This is a genomic window from Pseudogulbenkiania sp. MAI-1 (genome assembly GCF_000527175.1).
Lineage (GTDB): Bacteria > Pseudomonadota > Gammaproteobacteria > Burkholderiales > Chromobacteriaceae > Pseudogulbenkiania.
This window is the reverse complement of sequence record NZ_AZUR01000001.1, coordinates 388,636-405,128: the sequence shown is the minus strand read 5'-3', so window position 1 is coordinate 405,128 and position 16,493 is coordinate 388,636. Positions and strand designations below refer to the sequence as shown.

Here is a 16,493-nt window from a genome sequence, read left to right as displayed (position 1 = left end):
TCAATTACTTCTTCTTGGTCTCTTTCAGAACCACGACCTCGTCGGCATAGCGTACGCCCTTGCCCTTGTACGGCTCCGGGGAGCGGTAGGCACGGATTTCGGCAGCGACTTGACCAACGAGCTGCTTGTCAGCGCCCTTGATCAGGATCTCGGTCTGAGTCGGGGTTTCCACTTTCACGCCGGCCGGCATCTTGTGCGAAACCGGGTGGGAGAAACCAAGAGACAGGTTCACGGCATCGCCCTGGGCCTGGGCACGATAGCCCACGCCGACCAGGGTCAGCTTCTTCTCGAAGCCTTTGCTGACGCCAGTAACCATGTTGTTGAGCAGGGCACGCAGCGTACCGGACATGGCACGAGCGAACTTGCTGTCGTTCTTGGCGGCGAAGGTCAGCTGGTTGTCGTCCAGTTTCACTTCAACCTCATCGCACAGAGCGGTGGTGAGGGTGCCAAGAGCGCCCTTGACGCTCACCTCGGTAGCGTTGAACTTGACTTCAACGCCGGCCGGGATCGCTACGGGATTCTTTGCTACGCGAGACATTCAACCCTCTCCTTATGCCACGATGCAGAGAAGCTCGCCGCCGATACCGGCTGCGCGGGCCTTGCGATCAGTCATCAGACCTTTGGAGGTGGATACAATTGCCACACCCAGACCGTTCATTACTTTCGGGATCTCGGTGGAGCCTTTGTAAACACGCAGGCCGGGACGGGATACGCGCTCAATGCGATCGATGACCGGACGACCGGCATAGTACTTGAGCTGGATATCCAGGACGGGCTTCTTCTCTTCGCCGGCTACGGCAAAGTCTTCGATATAACCTTCATCCTTCAGCACCTGGGCCAGTGCAACCTTCAGCTTGGAGCAAGGCATGGATACGGCAGCCTTGGAAGCACGCTGAGCGTTGCGGATGCGGGTCAACATATCGGAAATAGGATCATGCATGCTCATTCTGTATCTCCTATTACCAGCTGGCCTTCACAACGCCCGGGATCTCGCCTTTCATGGCGATTTCACGAAGTTTGTTGCGACCCAGACCGAATTTACGGAACACGCCACGCGGACGACCGGTCACGGCGCAGCGACGACGCTGGCGCACCGGGCTGGCATTGCGCGGCAGTTGCTGAAGTTTCAGGCGTGCGGCGAAACGCTCTTCTTCCGAGAGGCTCTGGTTATTGATGATTTCGAGGAGCTGTTCACGCTTGCTGGCGAATTTGGCGACCAGCTTCGCGCGCTTCTCTTCACGGTTAATCAGTGCAAGTGTTGCCATGTGCTTAACCCTTGAACGGGAACTTGAACGCAGCCAGCAGTGCGCGGGCTTCTTCGTCAGTCTTCGCCGTGGTGGTAATGGTGATGTTCATCCCACGCAGCGCATCGATCTTGTCGTACTCGATTTCCGGGAAGATGATCTGTTCGCGAACACCCATGTTGTAGTTGCCGCGGCCATCGAAGGACTTGGCGGACACGCCACGGAAGTCACGCACGCGCGGCAGCGCGATGGTCACCAGGCGATCAAGGAATTCGTACATGCGCTCGCGGCGCAGCGTGACCTTGCAGCCGATCGGGTATTGATCACGAATCTTGAAGCCGGCGATCGACTTGCGTGCCGTGGTCACTACAGGCTTCTGACCAGCGATTTTCTCGAGGTCGCCTACAGCGTGTTCCATTACCTTCTTGTCGGCCACCGCTTCGCCCACACCCATGTTCAGGGTGATTTTCTCGATGCGGGGAACCTCCATGATCGACTTGTAGCCGAACTGTTTTACCAGCTCCGGCACTACGCTTTCTTTGTAAAAATCGTAGAAACGTGCCATGTTGACTCCTTAGGCCCCGATAACTTCGCCATTGGACTTGAATACGCGCACCTTGCGGCCGTCTTCAAGAGTCTTGAAGCCTACGCGATCAGCCTTCTGGCTAGCCGGGTTAAAGATGGCCACATTGGACACATCGACCGGCATGGTCTTTTCAACGATGCCACCAGCAACACCACGAACCGGATTCGGCTTCTGGTGCTTCTTAGCAACATTCACACCTTCGACAACGACCTTGTCGTCCAGAACACGGAGAACGGTGCCGCGCTTACCCTTGTCCTTGCCGGTGATTACTACGACTTCATCACCCTTACGAATTTTGCGCATGCGTCCCCCTTACAGCACTTCTGGAGCGAGCGAAACGATCTTCATGAAGCGCTCGGTACGCAGTTCACGCGTTACCGGCCCGAAGATACGAGTGCCGATCGGCTCGAGTTTGTTGTTCAGCAGTACGGCGGCGTTGCCATCGAACTTGATCAGCGAGCCGTCCGGACGGCGTACACCCTTTGCCGTGCGAACCACGACAGCGTTGTACACATCGCCTTTCTTGACGCGACCACGCGGAGCAGCATCCTTGATGCTCACCTTGATGATATCGCCAACACTTGCATAGCGACGCTTGGAACCGCCCAGCACCTTGATGCACATAACCGAACGCGCACCGGTGTTGTCTGCGACCTCAAGCATGGTCTGCATTTGGATCATTTGATTACCTTTCTATCCAACTTAACCCGTCACTTTCGTCCACCTTCCGCCAGTTTCAGGCATTCAGTTAGACGAAACGCCACAGAGAATTCTGCGGCGTATCAAACGGCCAGTTTTGGACCCCGCAAAGGGCGAACCCTGCCCGAATGGACAGGGAAGTGGCCATTATACAGAGGGGCGAGCCCCTCTGCAAGTTTTACACTTGACGAGCTTTCTCGACCAGTGCAGTCACAACCCACGACTTGGTCTTCGAGAGCGGGCGGGATTCGCTGATGACAACGGTATCGCCAGCACGGAACTCGTTGTTCTCGTCGTGTGCGTGGAACTTCTTGGAACGACGGATAATCTTGCCGTAGATCGGGTGCTTAACTTTGCGCTCGACCAGCACGGTAACAGTCTTATCCATCTTGTCGCTGACCACCTTGCCGGTCAGCGTACGTACGACTTTGGTTTCGCTCATAATCAAGCCACCTTTTCTTTCAGAACGGTGCGCACGCGAGCGATGTCGCGACGCACTTTCTTCAGCTCACTGGTCTTGGCGAGCTGCTGGGTGGCATGCTGCATGCGCAGCGCGAACTGTGCCTTCAGCAGGCTCAGCAGTTCCACCTTCAGCTCGGCATCAGTCTTTGCTCTCAGTTCGGACGCTTTCATTACTGACCTACCTGTCTAGTCACAAACACAGTCGGGATCGGCAACTTGGCTGCGGCCAAACGGAAGGCTTCGCGAGCAAGCTCCTCAGCCACACCATCCATTTCGTACAGCATTTTGCCGGGCTGGATTTCCGCCACGTAGTATTCCGGGCTACCTTTACCGTTACCCATACGCACTTCAGCAGGCTTCGAGCTGATCGGCTTGTCCGGGAAAATACGGATCCAGATGCGGCCACCACGCTTGATGTGGCGGGTCATCGCACGACGAGCCGCCTCGATCTGGCGCGCGGTCAGGCGGCCACGGCCTACGGCCTTGAGGCCGAAATCGCCGAAGCTGACCTTGTTGCCACGGGTAGCGATACCGGTGTTACGGCCTTTCTGCTGTTTGCGGTACTTGAGTCTAGTTGGCTGCAGCATTGCGCGGACCCTTTCTCGTTTTCTTCTCGGTGGCAACCGGAGCGGCCTGAACCTGACCCGGCTTCAGCTCACCTTTGTATACCCATACCTTGATACCGATCACACCGTAGGTGGTGTTGGCTTCGGAAGTCGCGTAGTCGACGTCGGCACGCAGGGTATGCAGCGGCACGCGGCCTTCGCGATACCATTCGGTACGGGCGATTTCGATGCCGTTCAGACGGCCCGAGCTCATGATTTTGATGCCCTGGGCGCCCATGCGCATGGCGTTCTGCATGGCGCGCTTCATGGCACGGCGGAACATCACGCGCTTTTCCAGCTGCGATGCAATACCGTCGGCGATGATCTGAGCGTCGATTTCCGGCTTGCGAACTTCTTCGATGTTCACATGAACCGGCACGCCCAGGCGCTTCTGCAGTTCTTTCTTCAGAACTTCGATGTCCTCGCCCTTCTTGCCGATCACGACGCCAGGACGGGCGCTGTGAATGGTGATGCGGGCGGACTTGGCCGGGCGCTCGATGGTGACACGACCCACGGATGCGTTAGCAAGACGCTTCTTCAGGAATTCGCGAACGTCGATATCCTGCTTGAGCATACCGGCGAAGTCATGCGAGTTCGCGAACCACTTGGAAGACCAGTTCTTGTTAACGGCAAGACGGAAACCCGTCGGATGAATCTTCTGACCCATTGCTTACCCCTTAGTTGCCCACGGTCAACGTGATATGGCAAGTCTGCTTTTCGATACGGTTGCCACGACCCTTCGCACGGGCAGTGAAACGCTTCAGACTCGGACCTTTGTCAACGAAGATGGCAGCCACCTTCAGGGTGTCGATGTCGGCACCCTCGTTGTGCTCGGCGTTGGCGATAGCCGACTCCAGCACTTTCTTGACAATCACGGCGCCTTTTTTCGGGCTGAACGCCAGGATGTTCAGGGCCTGATCGACGGACTTGCCGCGGATCAGATCGGCCACCAGGCGGCACTTCTGTGCCGACAGGCGGACGGTGTTCAAATGTGCAGATACTCTCATCGCTTCACCTTACCTCTTCTTCGCCTTCTTGTCGGCAGCGTGGCCCTTGAAGGTACGAGTCAGGGAGAATTCGCCCAGTTTATGACCGACCATGTTTTCGGAAACATAAACCGGCACATGGGTGCGACCGTTGTGTACAGCGATAGTCAGGCCAATGAAGTCCGGCAGGACGGTCGAACGACGCGACCAGGTCTTGATCGGACGCTTGTCATTGGTCGCACGCGCCGCGTCCACCTTCTTCAGAAGGTGCAGATCAACAAACGGGCCTTTTTTCTGCGAACGTGCCATATGTCAATTACCCTTTAGTGGAATAGCGACGGCGTACGATCATGTTGTCGGTACGCTTGTTGCGACGGGTACGGAAGCCCTTGGTCGGCGTGCCCCACGGGCTAACCGGCACACGGCCTTCACCCGTACGACCTTCACCACCACCATGCGGGTGATCGATCGGGTTCATGGCAGTACCACGAACGGTCGGACGAATACCACGCCAACGGGTCGCACCGGCCTTGCCGAGCTTGCGCAGGCTGTGCTCTTCGTTACCCACTTCACCCACGGTGGCACGGCAATCGACATGCACCTTGCGGATTTCGCCGGAGCGCAGACGCAGCTGGGCGTAAACGCCCTCGCGCGCCAGCAGCATGGCGGAAGCGCCAGCGGAACGCACCATCTGGGCACCCTTACCCGGCTGCAGTTCTACGCAGTGGATGGTGGTACCAACCGGAATGTTGCGAATCGGCAGGCAGTTACCGGCCTTGATCGGGGCTTCGGCACCGGACAGCAGAACGGCACCGGCCTTCACACCGCGCGGGGCGATGATGTAGCGGCGCTCGCCGTCGGCGTAGCACAACAGGGCGATGTGAGCGGTACGGTTCGGGTCGTATTCGATACGCTCGACCTTGGCCGGAATGCCGTCCTTGTTGCGACGGAAGTCGACGATACGGTAGTGCTGCTTGTGGCCACCGCCGCGATGACGCACGGTGATGTGGCCGTTGTTGTTGCGGCCGGAGGTCGAGTTCTTCTTCTCGACCAGAGCGGCGTGCGGAGCACCTTTGTGCAGGTCAGGGTGAACCACCTTGACTACGGCACGGCGACCCGCGGAAGTCGGTTTTACTTTAACGATAGGCATGCTCTATCTCCTCACTCAGCTGCAGTCGCGGTCAGGTCGATTTCCTGACCAGCCGCCAGGCTGACGTAAGCCTTTTTCCAGTCCTTGCGACGGCCGAAAGTACGGCCAAAGCGCTTAACCTTGCCCTTGACGTTCACGGTGGAAACGCCGTCAACCTTCACGTTGAACAGCATCTCGACAGCCGCCTTGATCTCCGGCTTGGTAGCATCGCTAGCGACGCGGAACACGACTTGCTGGTTTTTCTCGGAGACGAGAGTGCTCTTCTCGGAAACAACCGGAGCAAGGATTACTTGCAACAAACGTTCCTGATTCATGCCCACTGCTCCTCGAGTTGCTTCACGGCGTCGCGAGTGATCACGATTTTCTTGAAACGCAGCAGGCTGTACGGATCCACTTGCTGAGTCTCGATCACCAGCACATTCGGCAGGTTGCGCGACGACAGATAGAGGTTTTCGTCCATTTCGTTGGTGATGAACAGACCCTGTTCGATCCCCATGGACTTGACCAGGCCGACGAATTCCTTCGTTTTCGGCGTTTCAACCGCGAGGTTGTCGACAACGACCAGACGCTCGTCACGCACCAGTTGCGACAGGATCGCAGCCATGCCGGCGCGGAACATCTTGCGGTTGACCTTGTGCGAGAAGTTTTCGTCCGGGCTGTTCGGGAAGGCGCGACCACCACCACGCCACAGCGGCGAGGAAGTCATACCGGCACGGGCACGGCCGGTGCCCTTTTGGCGGAACGGCTTCTTGGTGGAGTGCTTCACTTCGGCACGGGTCTTCTGGGCACGGTTGGCGCTACGGGCGTTAGCCAGGAACGCGGTGACCACCTGATGGACCAGAGCTTCATTGTATTCGCGACCGAACAGCACTTCGGAAGCCTGCAGGCCTTCTACGGCCTGACCTTGTACATTGATAACCTTCAATTCCATCACGCACCCGCCTTCACACTAGGACGAACGACGACATCACCGTTCTTGGCACCCGGAACTGCACCCTTGACCAGAATCAGTTGACGTTCGGTATCGATGCGGACGATTTCCAGGCACTGCACGGTGCTCTGTACGTTACCGTACTGACCGGCCATGCGCTTACCCGGCAGCACGCGACCCGGATCCTGGGCTTGACCGATGGAACCCGGAGTATTGTGCGAACGGGAGTTACCGTGGGAAGCACGGTTGGAAGAGAAGTTGTGACGCTTGATCACACCGGAGAAACCCTTACCCTTGGAGGTACCGGTAACGTCAACGAGTTGACCTACCTGGAAGATTTCGACGGTGATGGAGTCACCCGGCTTGAACTGAGACAACTGCTCAGCGCTCAGAGTGAATTCACCCAGACCGCGGCCGGCTTCAACGCCCGCCTTGGCGAAATGACCAGCTTCAGCCTTGTTGACGCGGTTGGCTTTGCAGGAACCGTAGGCAACCTGAACAGCTTCGTAGCCATCAACTTCGGCAGTTTTGATTTGCGTGACGCGATTGGCAGCCATGTCCAGCACAGTTACCGGGATGGAAGCACCATCTTCGGCAAAAATGCGGGTCATGCCGACTTTGCGACCGACAAGACCTAAACTCATGTTTATTTCCTTTTGCAGGGCCGATTACGATTGACCGGCTCATAAAAACAAAAGCGGACCCGCCAAAATGGCGAGTCCGCTAATGTATCACAGAAAATTCAACTATCGCAAGCACTTAGGCCTGCGCAGCAGAATTCCTCGTGCTTACTGCAGCTTGATTTCCACATCGACACCGGCCGGCAGATCGAGCTTCATCAGCGCGTCCACGGTTTTGTCGGTCGGATCGACGATGTCCATCAGGCGCAGGTGAGTGCGGATTTCCAGCTGGTCGCGGGAAGTCTTGTTCACGTGCGGCGAGCGCAGGATGTTGAAACGCTCGATCTTGGTCGGCAGCGGAACCGGACCCTTGACCACGGCGCCGGTGCGCTTGGCGGTTTCAACGATTTCCTGCGCGGAGCGGTCGATCAGGTTGTAATCGAAAGCTTTCAGGCGAATGCGGATTTTTTGGCTTTGCATCTTCAGCTTTCCGATTAGGCGATGATCTTGGAAACAACGCCGGCGCCGACGGTACGGCCACCTTCGCGGATGGCGAAGCGCAGACCTTCTTCCATGGCGATCGGAGCGATCAGTTCCACGGAGAACTCCACGTTGTCACCCGGCATAACCATTTCCACACCCTCTTTCAGGGTGATGGCACCGGTCACGTCGGTGGTACGGAAGTAGAACTGCGGGCGGTAGTTGGCGAAGAACGGGGTGTGACGGCCACCTTCGTCTTTCGACAGCACGTACACCGAAGCTTCGAACTTGGTGTGCGGGGTGATCGAGCCCGGCTTGGCCAGCACCTGACCACGCTCCACTTCTTCACGCTTGGTGCCGCGCAGCAGCACGCCAACGTTGTCGCCAGCCTGACCCTGGTCCAGCAGCTTGCGGAACATTTCCACGCCGGTGCAGGTAGTCTTGGCGGTCGGCTTCAGGCCCACGATTTCGATTTCTTCGCCAACCTTGACGATGCCGCGCTCAACGCGACCGGTCACCACGGTGCCACGGCCCGAGATCGAGAACACGTCTTCGATCGGCAGCAGGAACGGCTTGTCGATGGCGCGTTCCGGAGTCGGGATGTAGCTGTCCAGCGCGTCGGCCAGACGGAAGATCGACGGCTCGCCGTATTCGGACTGGTCGCCTTCCAGCGCCAGACGGGCAGAACCGATGATGATCGGGGTGTCGTCGCCCGGGAAGTCGTAGGACGACAGCAGGTCGCGCACTTCCATTTCCACCAGTTCCAGCAGTTCGGCGTCGTCCACCAGGTCGGCCTTGTTCAGGTAGACGATGATGTACGGAACGCCAACCTGACGGGACAGCAGGATGTGTTCGCGGGTTTGCGGCATCGGACCGTCAGCGGCCGAGCACACCAGGATCGCGCCGTCCATCTGGGCGGCGCCGGTGATCATGTTCTTCACGTAGTCGGCGTGACCCGGGCAGTCTACGTGAGCGTAGTGACGGGTAGCGGTTTCGTATTCTACGTGAGCGGTATTAATGGTAATACCGCGAGCCTTTTCTTCCGGCGCGCTGTCGATCTGGGAGTAGTCTTTGGCTTCGCCACCGTATTTCTTCGACAGAATGGTGGTGATAGCGGCGGTCAGCGTGGTTTTACCATGGTCAACGTGACCGATGGTGCCGACGTTTACGTGCGGTTTAGTCCGCTCAAACTTTTCTTTTGCCATTTTGCAAAATTCCTTGATTAAAGAACATACAGATCAGGTTGGCCGAAGTAGCTTCGGCCAACCTCAGCGCGCATTACTTCTTGGCGTTCATCACGGCGTCAGCGACGTGCTTCGGCGCCTCGGAGTAGTGCTTGAACTCCATGGAGTAGGTCGCACGACCCTGGGTTGCCGAACGCAGGTCGGTGGAGTAGCCGAACATCTCGGCCAGCGGTACTTCGGCCTTGATCTTCTTGCCACCCAGACCGTCGTCGTCCATGCCCTGCACGATGCCACGGCGACGGTTCAGGTCGCCCATCACATCGCCCATGTACTCTTCCGGCGTTTCCACTTCCACGGCCATCATCGGCTCGAGGATGCACGGACCCGCACGACGCATGGCTTCCTTGAAGGCCAGCGAGCCGGCCAGTTCGAAGGCGATCTGCGAGGAGTCGACGTCGTGGTAGGAACCGAAGGTCAGACGCACGGTCACGTCCACCACCGGGAAGCCGGCGAGAATACCGTTGGCCAGGGTGTTCTGGATACCCTTGTCCACGGACGGGATGAATTCACGCGGAATCACGCCACCCTTGATCTCGTCGAAGAACTTGTAGCCGTTGCCTTCGCCGGACGGTTCCAGCGTGATCACGGCGTGACCGTACTGACCCTTACCGCCGGACTGCTTGACGTGCTTGCCTTCCACGTCGGTCACGGTCTTGGTGATGGTCTCGCGGTAAGCCACTTGCGGAGCGCCGACGTTGGCTTCCACGCCGAATTCGCGCTTCATGCGGTCGACCAGAATTTCCAGGTGCAGTTCGCCCATACCGGAAATGATGGTCTGGCCGGATTCTTCGTCGGTGCGTACACGGAACGACGGGTCTTCCTTGGCCAGGCGGTTCAGGGCGACGCCCATCTTTTCCTGGTCGGCCTTGGTCTTCGGCTCGACGGCAACGTGAATCACCGGCTCCGGGAATTCCATGCGCTCGAGGATCAGCGGCGCATCGGTGGAACACAGGGTTTCACCGGTGGTCACTTCCTTCAGACCGATGGCGGCGGCGATGTCGCCGGCGCGCACTTCTTCGATCTCTTTACGGTCGTTGGCGTGCATCTGCACGATACGGCCGATACGCTCTTTCTTGCCCTTGACGGTGTTCAGTACGGTGTCGCCCGACTTCACCACGCCGGAGTAGACGCGGAAGAAGGTCAGCTGACCCACGTACGGGTCGTTCATCAGCTTGAACGCCAGAGCGGAGAAGTGCTCGTCGTCGGAAGCCTGACGGGTGGTCGGGGTACCATCGTCCAGTTCGCCCGGCACCGGCGGCACGTCCAGCGGGCTCGGCAGCAGTTCGACGACGGCGTCCAGCATGCGCTGCACACCCTTGTTCTTGAAGGCGGAACCGCACAGCATCGGCTGGATTTCGCACTTCAGGGTACGGTCGCGCAGGCCCTTGATGATTTCCTCTTCGGAGAGCTCGCCCTCTTCGAGGTATTTGTTCATCATCTCTTCGCTGGATTCAGCGGCCGCTTCGACCATCTTTTCGCGCCATTCTTCGGCAACGGAAACCAGGTCGGCCGGGATGTCGCCGTACTCGAACTTCATGCCCTGGGAGGCTTCATCCCAGATGATGGCCTTCATCTTCAAGAGGTCAACCACGCCGGTGAAGCCGTCTTCGGCACCGATAGGCACCACGATGGGCACCGGGTTGCCACGCAGACGAGTCTTTACCTGGTCCACGGCACGGAAGAAGTTGGCACCCTGACGGTCCATCTTGTTCACGAAGGCGATACGCGGAACCTGGTACTTGTTGGCCTGACGCCATACGGTTTCCGACTGCGGCTGCACGCCACCCACGGCGCAGTACACCATCACGGCACCGTCCAGCACGCGCATGGAACGCTCCACCTCGATGGTGAAGTCCACGTGCCCCGGGGTATCGATGATGTTGAAACGGTGCTCGGGGAACTGCATCCCCATGCCTTTCCAGAACGTGGTGGTGGCAGCGGAGGTAATGGTGATACCACGCTCCTGCTCTTGCTCCATCCAGTCCATGGTGGCGGCGCCGTCGTGAACTTCACCAATCTTGTGGTTCACCCCGGTGTAAAACAGAATACGCTCGGTAGTAGTGGTCTTACCGGCGTCGATGTGAGCGCTGATACCGATGTTGCGGTAGCGCTCGATAGGAGTTTTCCTAGCCACGGCCAAAACCTTCTCGGTGGGTTTAACTTAGAAACGGAAGTGCGAGAACGCCTTGTTGGCTTCGGCCATGCGGTGAACTTCTTCACGCTTCTTCATGGCGCCGCCACGGCCTTCGGCCGCGTCGATCAGTTCCCCGGCCAGACGCAGGTCCATGGATTTTTCACCGCGCTTGCGGGCTGCATCGCGCAGCCAACGCATAGCGAGCGCCATACGGCGTGCCGGACGCACCTCAACTGGAACCTGATAGTTTGCACCACCTACACGGCGGCTCTTCACTTCGACAACCGGCTTGGCGTTGGCGAGGGCAGTGTTGAACACTTCCAGCGCGTTCTTGCCGGTTTTCTTTTCAATTTGGTCCAGCGCGCCGTAGATAATGCGCTCTGCAACGGATTTCTTGCCGTCGATCATCACGACGTTCATGAATTTGGAGAGATCCTGGCTACCGAACTTCGGATCCGGCAGGATTTCGCGCTTGGGGACTTCTCTGCGTCTTGGCATGGTAATTCCTTAATTCAATTCAGTTGAGCTTGCCGCTCATGGCCGCCCAGTGGAGCAACCACTTACTCGACGGTGCAGCACCGCCGTTTACGTTCCGGGCGGGCGTCTTACTTAGGACGCTTGGCGCCGTACTTGGAACGAGCCTGCTTACGGTCTTTCACGCCAGCGGTATCCAGCGAGCCGCGCACGGTGTGGTAACGCACACCCGGCAAGTCCTTCACACGACCACCACGGATCAGCACCACGGAGTGTTCCTGCAGGTTGTGGCCTTCACCGCCGATGTACGAAATCACTTCGAAACCGTTGGTCAGACGAACCTTGCACACTTTACGCAGGGCGGAGTTCGGCTTTTTCGGGGTCGTGGTGTAAACGCGGGTGCACACGCCACGCTTCTGCGGGCAGGCCTCCAGCGCCGGCACCTTGCTCTTCGTCTGCTCGGCCAGGCGGCCTTTGCGCACGAGTTGGTTGATGGTTGGCATTACTATCAGTTCCTAGTTGAGTCGTGGACGGCAACATGCCGCCCAGAAGGACGGAGGATTATATTTTAGGCAACTACGGAGCGTCAATGAAAAAGACGCTGCCTCCCAACGTTAACCGTTGAAAGGACAGCGTTTTTTCAACACTTCAGCAACAGCAGGCGCTTATTCGTTGCCTTCGAAGCTCTCCATCTGCGGTTCCAGCAGCTGCTGTTCCGGTCCGCCCTCGCCGCCCGGCGCCTGGCGGCGACGGTTGCGGTGGTAAGCGAGGCCGGTACCGGCCGGAATCAGGCGGCCGACGATGACGTTTTCCTTCAGGCCGCGCAGGTCGTCCTTCTTGCCCATGATCGCGGCTTCGGTCAGCACGCGCGTGGTTTCCTGGAACGAGGCCGCGGAGATGAAGGAGTCGGTCGACAGCGAGGCCTTGGTGATACCCAGGAGCACGTTGTCGTAGTGCGCCGGCTCCTTGCCTTCGGCCAGCATCTCGTCGTTCTTCGCCAGTACTTCGGCGCGCTCGACCTGTTCACCCTGGATGAAGTCGGTATCGCCGGCATCGGTGATGACCACGCGCCGCAGCATCTGGCGGATGATCACCTCGATGTGCTTGTCGTTAATCTTCACGCCCTGCAGACGGTACACTTCCTGCACTTCCTGGACGATGTAGCGCGCCAGTGCCTCGATACCCTGCAGGCGCAGGATGTCGTGCGGGTCGACGGCGCCGTCGACGATCAGTTCGCCGCGGTTCACCACCTGACCGTCGTGCACCAGCACGTGCTTGTCCTTCGGAATCAGGCTTTCATAGCCGTTGCCGTCCAGATCGGTGATGATCAGACGCTGCTTGCCCTTGGTGTCCTTGCCGAACGACACGGTACCGGTGACTTCGGCCAGCATGCCGGCGTCTTTCGGCGAACGCGCTTCGAACAGTTCGGCCACGCGCGGCAGACCACCGGTAATGTCGCGGGTCTTGGTCGATTCCTGCGGGATACGGGCCAGCACTTCACCCTTGCCCACTTCCTGTCCGTCGCGCACGGTGATGATGGCGCCGACCTGGAAGGTGATCGACACCGAGGACTCGGAACCGGCCAGCTTCACTTCGTTGCCGAACTCGTCGAGCAGCTTCACCAGAGGACGCAGCATCTTGGACTGCGAACCGGCGCGGCGCTTCGGATCGATCACCACCAGGGTGGACAGACCGGTCACTTCGTCGGTCTGCTTGGCCACGGTGTTGCCTTCTTCCACGTTCTCGAACTTCACGCGGCCGGCGTACTCGGTGATGATCGGACGGGTGTGCGGGTCCCACGTGGCCAGCACGGCGCCAGCCTTGATCTGCATACCGTCGTTGACCAGCAGCGTGGCGCCGTACGGCACCTTGTGACGCTCGCGCTCGCGGCCGATGTCGTCGTGGATCACCACTTCGCCGGAGCGGGTGATGACGATCAGCTCGCCCTTGTTGTTGGCCACGTAGCGCATCTGGCTGGAGAAACGCACGGTACCGTTGGACTTACCTTCCACCTGGCTGGCGGCAGCCGAACGGGAGGCGGCACCACCGATGTGGAAGGTACGCATGGTCAGCTGGGTACCCGGTTCACCGATCGACTGGGCGGCGATCACGCCCACGGCTTCGCCGGCGTTGACGCGCTTGCCGCGAGCCAGGTCACGGCCGTAGCACTTGGCGCACAGGCCGTAGCGGGTTTCGCAGGTGATGGCAGTACGCACCTTCACTTCGTCGATACCCAGGTTGTCGATCATGTCGACCAGATGCTCGTCCAGCAGCGTGCCGGCTTCGATCACGGTTTCGCTGGTGGACGGGTCCACCACGTCGGTCGCGGTCACACGGCCGAGGATACGGTCGCGCAGCGGTTCGATCACGTCACCGCCTTGCAGCACGGCCTTCATCACGAAGCCATTGCTGGTACCGCAATCGTCCTCGATCACCACCAGATCCTGGGTCACGTCGACCAGACGACGGGTCAGGTAACCGGAGTTGGCGGTCTTCAGGGCGGTATCCGCCAGACCCTTACGGGCACCGTGGGTCGAGATGAAGTACTGCAGTACCGTCAGACCTTCGCGGAAGTTCGAGGTAATCGGCGTCTCGATAATCGAGCCGTCCGGCTTGGCCATCAGGCCCCGCATACCGGCCAACTGCTTGATCTGGGCGACGGAACCCCGGGCGCCGGAGTCGGCCATCATGTAAATCGAGTTGAACGACTCCTGGTCGACTTCCTTGCCTTCGCGATCCAGCACCTTCTGCTTGGACAGTTCGTCCATCATCGCCTTGGCGACCTTGTCGCCGGTGCGGCCCCAGATGTCCACCACCTTGTTGTAGCGTTCGCCCTGAGTCACCAGACCTTGACGGTACTGTTCCTCGATCTCCTTGACTTCCTTGTTGGCCTCGGCCAGCAGTTCGATCTTCTTGGTCGGAACCAGCATGTCGTCGACGCAGATCGAGATGCCGCCGCGGGTGGAGAAGGCGAAACCGGTGTACATCAGTTGGTCGGCGAAGATCACCGTGTCGCGGATGCCGCAACGGCGGAACGAGGCGTTGATCAGCTTGGAGATTTCCTTCTTCTTCAGCGCCTTGTTGATGTGCTCGAACGGCAGGCCCTTCGGCAGGATGTCCGACAGCAGCGCGCGGCCGACGGTGGTGTCGTAGCGCTTCATCACCGGCTGGAACTCGCCCTGCTCGTCCTTTTCCCACTCTTTCAGACGTACGGTGATGCGCGTGGCCAGTTCGACCTGACGGGTTTCGTAGGCACGATGCACTTCCTTGGTGTCGGCGAACACCATGCCTTCGCCCTTGCCATTCACCTTGTCGCGGGTCATGTAGTACAGACCCAGCACGATATCCTGCGACGGCACGATGATCGGCTCGCCGTTGGCGGGCGACAGCACGTTGTTGGTGGCCAGCATCAGGGTGCGGGCTTCCATCTGCGCTTCCAGCGACAGCGGCACGTGGACGGCCATCTGGTCACCGTCGAAGTCGGCGTTGAACGCCGCGCAGACCAGCGGGTGCAGCTGGATCGCCTTGCCTTCGATCAGCACCGGCTCGAACGCCTGGATGCCCAGACGGTGCAGGGTCGGCGCACGGTTCAGCAGTACCGGATGCTCGCGGATGACGTCTTCCAGGATGTCCCATACTTCCGGCACTTCCTGCTCGACCAGCTTCTTGGCGGCCTTGATGGTGGAGGCCAGGCCCAGCACTTCCAGCTTGTGGAAGATGAACGGCTTGAACAGTTCCAGTGCCATCTTCTTCGGCAGGCCGCACTGATGCAGGCGCAGGGTCGGGCCCACGGTGATCACGGAACGGCCGGAGTAGTCGACGCGCTTACCCAGCAGGTTCTGACGGAAGCGGCCGCCCTTACCCTTGATCATGTCGGCCAGCGACTTGAGCGGGCGCTTGTTGGCGCCGGTCATGGCCTTGCCGCGGCGGCCGTTGTCGAGCAGCGAGTCGACCGATTCCTGCAGCATGCGCTTTTCGTTGCGCACGATGATGTCCGGCGCACGCAGCTCCAAAAGCCGTTTGAGGCGGTTGTTGCGGTTGATGACGCGGCGGTACAGGTCGTTCAGGTCGGAGGTGGCGAAGCGGCCGCCGTCCAGCGGCACCAGCGGGCGCAGTTCCGGCGGCAGCACCGGCAGCACTTCCAGGATCATCCATTCCGGCTTCATGCCCGAGCGCAGGAAGGCTTCCAGCACCTTCAGGCGCTTGGCGATCTTCTTGATCTTGGTGTCGGAATTGGTGGACTCGAGTTCGCGACGCAGGGTCTCGATCTCGTTGTTCAGGTCCAGGCTGCGCAGCAGTTCGCGCACGGCCTCGGCACCCATCATGGCCTTGAAGTCGTCGCCGTACTGGTCTTCCTTGTCGAGGAAGTCTTCTTCGGTCAGCAACTGGCCGCGCTGCAGCGGGGTCATGCCCGGATCGGTCACGACGTAGCCTTCGAAGTACAGCACCCGTTCGATGTCGCGCAGGGTCATGTCGAGCACCATGCCCAGACGGGACGGCAGGCTCTTCAGGAACCAGATGTGCGCGGTCGGGCTGGCCAGTTCGATGTGGCCCATGCGCTCGCGGCGCACCTTGGACAGGGTGACTTCGACGCCGCACTTCTCGCAGATCACGCCGCGATGCTTGAGGCGCTTGTACTTGCCGCACAGGCACTCGTAGTCCTTCACCGGCCCGAAGATGCGGGCGCAGAACAGGCCGTCGCGTTCCGGCTTGAAGGTACGATAGTTGATGGTTTCGGGCTTCTTGACCTCACCGTAGGACCAGGAACGGATCTTGTCCGGTGAAGCGATGCCGATCTTAATCGCATCAAACTCTTCTTCTTGCGTAACTTGCTTAAAGAGGTCGAGCAGAGCTTTCATTGCGTCTCCAGTCAGGAGA

The 16,493-nt window shown here is 59.3% G+C and carries 22 protein-coding genes; all 22 read right to left on the bottom strand.

Features of this window, described 5'->3' with window-relative positions; genetic code table 11:
- Positions 1-4: 4 nt before the first annotated feature.
- Entirely contained in the window at positions 5-538 is a 534-nt protein-coding gene (gene rplF / locus PSEMAI1_RS0101870) for a 50S ribosomal protein L6 (RefSeq protein ID WP_024301231.1), read from the bottom strand.
- 12 nt (positions 539-550) lie between these two features.
- Complete coding sequence (gene rpsH / locus PSEMAI1_RS0101865) at positions 551-946, bottom strand: 30S ribosomal protein S8 (protein WP_008955650.1); 396 nt, start codon at positions 944-946, stop codon at positions 551-553.
- 13 nt (positions 947-959) lie between these two features.
- The gene (gene rpsN / locus PSEMAI1_RS0101860; RefSeq protein WP_008955649.1) at positions 960-1,265 is read right to left on the bottom strand and encodes a 30S ribosomal protein S14; all 306 of its coding nucleotides are present in this window, start codon (positions 1,263-1,265) and stop codon (positions 960-962) included.
- Positions 1,266-1,269: 4 nt separating this feature from the next.
- Complete coding sequence (gene rplE, locus PSEMAI1_RS0101855) at positions 1,270-1,809, bottom strand: 50S ribosomal protein L5 (protein ID WP_024301230.1); 540 nt, start codon at positions 1,807-1,809, stop codon at positions 1,270-1,272.
- A gap of 9 nt (positions 1,810-1,818) precedes the next feature.
- The gene (gene rplX / locus PSEMAI1_RS0101850) at positions 1,819-2,133 is read right to left on the bottom strand and encodes a 50S ribosomal protein L24 (RefSeq protein ID WP_024301229.1); all 315 of its coding nucleotides are present in this window, start codon (positions 2,131-2,133) and stop codon (positions 1,819-1,821) included.
- A 9-nt stretch (positions 2,134-2,142) separates the two neighbouring features.
- A complete protein-coding gene (gene rplN, locus PSEMAI1_RS0101845) occupies positions 2,143-2,511 on the bottom strand; it encodes a 50S ribosomal protein L14 (protein WP_024301228.1) in 369 nt (122 codons plus the stop codon).
- 196 nt (positions 2,512-2,707) lie between these two features.
- Positions 2,708-2,971 (bottom strand): 30S ribosomal protein S17, encoded by a 264-nt coding sequence (rpsQ, locus tag PSEMAI1_RS0101840; RefSeq protein ID WP_024301227.1) that lies wholly within the window; start codon positions 2,969-2,971, stop codon positions 2,708-2,710.
- Between the two features lie 2 nt (positions 2,972-2,973).
- A complete protein-coding gene (rpmC, locus tag PSEMAI1_RS0101835; RefSeq protein ID WP_024301226.1) occupies positions 2,974-3,162 on the bottom strand; it encodes a 50S ribosomal protein L29 in 189 nt (62 codons plus the stop codon).
- Positions 3,162-3,578, bottom strand: coding sequence for a 50S ribosomal protein L16 (gene rplP / locus PSEMAI1_RS0101830; protein WP_024301225.1), 417 nt, complete (start codon positions 3,576-3,578; stop codon positions 3,162-3,164). Before rplP ends, rpmC begins: the two co-directional genes overlap by 1 nt.
- The gene (gene rpsC / locus PSEMAI1_RS0101825; protein ID WP_024301224.1) at positions 3,562-4,263 is read right to left on the bottom strand and encodes a 30S ribosomal protein S3; all 702 of its coding nucleotides are present in this window, start codon (positions 4,261-4,263) and stop codon (positions 3,562-3,564) included. Before rpsC ends, rplP begins: the two co-directional genes overlap by 17 nt.
- 10 nt (positions 4,264-4,273) lie before the next feature.
- Entirely contained in the window at positions 4,274-4,603 is a 330-nt protein-coding gene (gene rplV / locus PSEMAI1_RS0101820; protein WP_024301223.1) for a 50S ribosomal protein L22, read from the bottom strand.
- A gap of 9 nt (positions 4,604-4,612) precedes the next feature.
- The gene (rpsS, locus tag PSEMAI1_RS0101815) at positions 4,613-4,891 is read right to left on the bottom strand and encodes a 30S ribosomal protein S19 (RefSeq protein WP_024301222.1); all 279 of its coding nucleotides are present in this window, start codon (positions 4,889-4,891) and stop codon (positions 4,613-4,615) included.
- 7 nt (positions 4,892-4,898) lie between these two features.
- A complete protein-coding gene (rplB, locus tag PSEMAI1_RS0101810) occupies positions 4,899-5,732 on the bottom strand; it encodes a 50S ribosomal protein L2 (protein WP_024301221.1) in 834 nt (277 codons plus the stop codon).
- A gap of 11 nt (positions 5,733-5,743) precedes the next feature.
- Positions 5,744-6,046, bottom strand: a complete 303-nt coding sequence (rplW, locus tag PSEMAI1_RS0101805) for a 50S ribosomal protein L23 (protein ID WP_024301220.1) — start codon at positions 6,044-6,046, stop codon at positions 5,744-5,746.
- Positions 6,043-6,663 carry a 50S ribosomal protein L4 gene (rplD, locus tag PSEMAI1_RS0101800; protein ID WP_024301219.1) on the bottom strand — a complete coding sequence of 207 codons (621 nt, stop codon included), beginning with the start codon at positions 6,661-6,663 and terminating at the stop codon, positions 6,043-6,045. The genes rplW and rplD overlap by 4 nt, the downstream gene beginning before the upstream one ends.
- Entirely contained in the window at positions 6,663-7,307 is a 645-nt protein-coding gene (rplC, locus tag PSEMAI1_RS0101795) for a 50S ribosomal protein L3 (RefSeq protein ID WP_029770440.1), read from the bottom strand. Before rplC ends, rplD begins: the two co-directional genes overlap by 1 nt.
- Positions 7,308-7,451: 144 nt before the next feature.
- Positions 7,452-7,763, bottom strand: coding sequence for a 30S ribosomal protein S10 (rpsJ, locus tag PSEMAI1_RS0101790; RefSeq protein WP_008955635.1), 312 nt, complete (start codon positions 7,761-7,763; stop codon positions 7,452-7,454).
- A gap of 14 nt (positions 7,764-7,777) precedes the next feature.
- The gene (tuf, locus tag PSEMAI1_RS0101785) at positions 7,778-8,968 is read right to left on the bottom strand and encodes an elongation factor Tu (RefSeq protein ID WP_024301207.1); all 1,191 of its coding nucleotides are present in this window, start codon (positions 8,966-8,968) and stop codon (positions 7,778-7,780) included.
- Positions 8,969-9,041: 73 nt separating this feature from the next.
- The gene (gene fusA, locus PSEMAI1_RS0101780; RefSeq protein WP_024301218.1) at positions 9,042-11,141 is read right to left on the bottom strand and encodes an elongation factor G; all 2,100 of its coding nucleotides are present in this window, start codon (positions 11,139-11,141) and stop codon (positions 9,042-9,044) included.
- A 27-nt stretch (positions 11,142-11,168) separates the two neighbouring features.
- A complete protein-coding gene (rpsG, locus tag PSEMAI1_RS0101775; RefSeq protein ID WP_024301217.1) occupies positions 11,169-11,639 on the bottom strand; it encodes a 30S ribosomal protein S7 in 471 nt (156 codons plus the stop codon).
- Between the two features lie 107 nt (positions 11,640-11,746).
- Positions 11,747-12,118 (bottom strand): 30S ribosomal protein S12, encoded by a 372-nt coding sequence (gene rpsL / locus PSEMAI1_RS0101770; RefSeq protein ID WP_024301216.1) that lies wholly within the window; start codon positions 12,116-12,118, stop codon positions 11,747-11,749.
- Positions 12,119-12,280: 162 nt separating this feature from the next.
- Complete coding sequence (rpoC, locus tag PSEMAI1_RS0101765; RefSeq protein ID WP_024301215.1) at positions 12,281-16,474, bottom strand: DNA-directed RNA polymerase subunit beta'; 4,194 nt, start codon at positions 16,472-16,474, stop codon at positions 12,281-12,283.
- Between the last annotated feature and the right edge of the window lie 19 nt (positions 16,475-16,493).

What these genes read in the sequence shown, in the direction of transcription:
- rplF (WP_024301231.1), bottom strand. Translation starts at nt 538, where the DNA reads ATGTCTCGCGTAGCAAAGAATCCCGTAGCGATCCCGGCCGGCGTTGAA.
- rpsQ (WP_024301227.1), bottom strand. Translation starts at nt 2,971, where the DNA reads ATGAGCGAAACCAAAGTCGTACGTACGCTGACCGGCAAGGTGGTCAGC.
- rpsS (WP_024301222.1), bottom strand. Translation starts at nt 4,891, where the DNA reads ATGGCACGTTCGCAGAAAAAAGGCCCGTTTGTTGATCTGCACCTTCTG.
- rpsC (WP_024301224.1), bottom strand. Translation starts at nt 4,263, where the DNA reads ATGGGTCAGAAGATTCATCCGACGGGTTTCCGTCTTGCCGTTAACAAG.
- rpsG (WP_024301217.1), bottom strand. Translation starts at nt 11,639, where the DNA reads ATGCCAAGACGCAGAGAAGTCCCCAAGCGCGAAATCCTGCCGGATCCG.
- rpsH (WP_008955650.1), bottom strand. Translation starts at nt 946, where the DNA reads ATGAGCATGCATGATCCTATTTCCGATATGTTGACCCGCATCCGCAAC.
- rpsL (WP_024301216.1), bottom strand. Translation starts at nt 12,118, where the DNA reads ATGCCAACCATCAACCAACTCGTGCGCAAAGGCCGCCTGGCCGAGCAG.
- rpmC (WP_024301226.1), bottom strand. Translation starts at nt 3,162, where the DNA reads ATGAAAGCGTCCGAACTGAGAGCAAAGACTGATGCCGAGCTGAAGGTG.
- rplP (WP_024301225.1), bottom strand. Translation starts at nt 3,578, where the DNA reads ATGCTGCAGCCAACTAGACTCAAGTACCGCAAACAGCAGAAAGGCCGT.
- rpoC (WP_024301215.1), bottom strand. Translation starts at nt 16,474, where the DNA reads ATGAAAGCTCTGCTCGACCTCTTTAAGCAAGTTACGCAAGAAGAAGAG.
- rpsN (WP_008955649.1), bottom strand. Translation starts at nt 1,265, where the DNA reads ATGGCAACACTTGCACTGATTAACCGTGAAGAGAAGCGCGCGAAGCTG.
- tuf (WP_024301207.1), bottom strand. Translation starts at nt 8,968, where the DNA reads ATGGCAAAAGAAAAGTTTGAGCGGACTAAACCGCACGTAAACGTCGGC.
- rplV (WP_024301223.1), bottom strand. Translation starts at nt 4,603, where the DNA reads ATGAGAGTATCTGCACATTTGAACACCGTCCGCCTGTCGGCACAGAAG.
- rplN (WP_024301228.1), bottom strand. Translation starts at nt 2,511, where the DNA reads ATGATCCAAATGCAGACCATGCTTGAGGTCGCAGACAACACCGGTGCG.
- rplW (WP_024301220.1), bottom strand. Translation starts at nt 6,046, where the DNA reads ATGAATCAGGAACGTTTGTTGCAAGTAATCCTTGCTCCGGTTGTTTCC.
- rpsJ (WP_008955635.1), bottom strand. Translation starts at nt 7,763, where the DNA reads ATGCAAAGCCAAAAAATCCGCATTCGCCTGAAAGCTTTCGATTACAAC.
- rplX (WP_024301229.1), bottom strand. Translation starts at nt 2,133, where the DNA reads ATGCGCAAAATTCGTAAGGGTGATGAAGTCGTAGTAATCACCGGCAAG.
- rplE (WP_024301230.1), bottom strand. Translation starts at nt 1,809, where the DNA reads ATGGCACGTTTCTACGATTTTTACAAAGAAAGCGTAGTGCCGGAGCTG.
- rplB (WP_024301221.1), bottom strand. Translation starts at nt 5,732, where the DNA reads ATGCCTATCGTTAAAGTAAAACCGACTTCCGCGGGTCGCCGTGCCGTA.
- rplC (WP_029770440.1), bottom strand. Translation starts at nt 7,307, where the DNA reads ATGAGTTTAGGTCTTGTCGGTCGCAAAGTCGGCATGACCCGCATTTTT.
- rplD (WP_024301219.1), bottom strand. Translation starts at nt 6,663, where the DNA reads ATGGAATTGAAGGTTATCAATGTACAAGGTCAGGCCGTAGAAGGCCTG.